The sequence below is a fragment of the Hoylesella buccalis ATCC 35310 genome, assembly GCF_000177075.1.
Classification (GTDB): Bacteria; Bacteroidota; Bacteroidia; order Bacteroidales; family Bacteroidaceae; genus Prevotella; species Prevotella buccalis.
Genome location: NZ_ADEG01000019.1, coordinates 1 through 1,618, shown reverse-complemented (window position 1 = coordinate 1,618; position 1,618 = coordinate 1). Strand labels below are relative to the sequence as shown.

The 1,618-nt window shown below is 36.2% G+C and carries 2 protein-coding genes; both read left to right on the top strand.

The features are described from left to right. Positions 1–941, top strand: a 941-nt coding sequence (locus HMPREF0650_RS01685; protein ID WP_004347819.1) for an IS4 family transposase, incomplete at its 5' end; no start/stop codon positions are given. Positions 942–1,252: 311 nt separating this feature from the next. Then, a partial coding sequence (locus HMPREF0650_RS13350; RefSeq protein ID WP_211205567.1) for a hypothetical protein occupies positions 1,253–1,618 on the top strand: 366 nt, incomplete at its 3' end.

The window sequence follows — 1,618 nt, the reverse complement described above, 5'->3', positions numbered from 1 at the left end:
AACTGATGTCTCTCATCCCTGATTACGAGCTCAGAAAATGTGTTGACAAATATCGAGGGGATTTTCATGCAAGACGTTTCACTTGCCGTGATCAGTTTCTTGTCATGAGTTATGCTCAATTTACTAGCAGTGCAAGTCTTCGAAGTATAGAAGCTCAACTTACCGCATTCAACTCCAAATTGTACCATGCGGGGTTGAAAATCATGCCAAAATCTACTCTTGCTGATATGAACGAAAAGAAAAACTGGCGTATTTATCAAGACTATGCAATGATACTTGTCGATAGAGCTAAGCCCCTTTATAAGGATAATTATTACCGTCTGAACATCGACAACATGGTCTATGCTTTTGACAGTAGTACCATTAATATTTGTCTGCAGCTTTGTCCTTGGGCAAAATTCCATCATGATAAAGGGGCGTTCAAAATGCATACCTTGGTTGATGTTAAGAACAGTATACCTAGCTTTGTTCTCCTTACTCCCGGCAATGTACATGATAGCCAAGCTATGGATATGCTGCCAATCGAAACAGGCGCCTATTACCTTATGGATAAAGGATATGTCAATTTTGATCGGCTGTTCCGAATCTTTCAACAACAACATGCATACTTTGTTACCCGAGCAAAGGATAATATGAAGTACAATGTTTTCGAGACAAGAGTGGTTGATAGGCAGACTGGTGTCATCTCTGATGAAACTATCAGTCTCACGGGTCTGCTTACTGCCAAGAAATATCCAGACGTATTGCGATTGGTTACATATGAAGACTATGCTCAGAACGTTGTGTATCGATTCCTGACAAATGACTTCATCCTTCCAGCGATTACCATTGCAGAACTCTACCGAGAGCGTTGGACTATTGAGACGTTCTTCAAATGGATTAAGCAGCACTTGCATATCAAGTCGTTCTATGGAACAACCCAGAATGCAGTCTTTACGTAAATATGGATAGCCATCTGCGATTATCTGCTTCTTATTATTGCTTTGAAGATGTATCATATTAAGCAAAATCTTTACATATTCTCTAACGTCATCGGACAAGTTCTCTTTGAGAGGACTCCGTTGAATGAACTATTTGATAAAACAATTATTAATCAAAATCCAGAAAATGACCGCCAACTTTCGCTTTGGTGAAATTTAACCGGACAGTAGTGATAGAAAACAACTAAATATTTGTTATTTTGACAAGATTCTTTTATATTTGGCTCGTAAATTAAATTAAAAATTATATCAATTAACATAAACCCCTAATTATGAGAAGATACATTGTTTTAAATTGTATGCTTATCTTTTTTTGTTGTTTTTTCAGTTGTTCATCAGACGAGAATTCCACAAAAAAATTGCTCCCAACAACAGAAGTTTCGAACATGTCTTCTAAAACAGAAGATATTGTTACAGATTTGAGTACACGATTGTACGCATCTTATTCCAATAGACAAACGAGAGCCTTAAACAAGTCTTCCGATGGAATAGTAACTCCAAATTATTTTGGGGGTTCCTATTTCAATGGTAGCAAATTAGTTGTTTTAATAAAAAACAATGATAAACAAGGCATAAAAGATGTTCAAAAAAGAATCGGAATATCATCTTTTATACTCTATAAAAAATGTAGTTTCTCA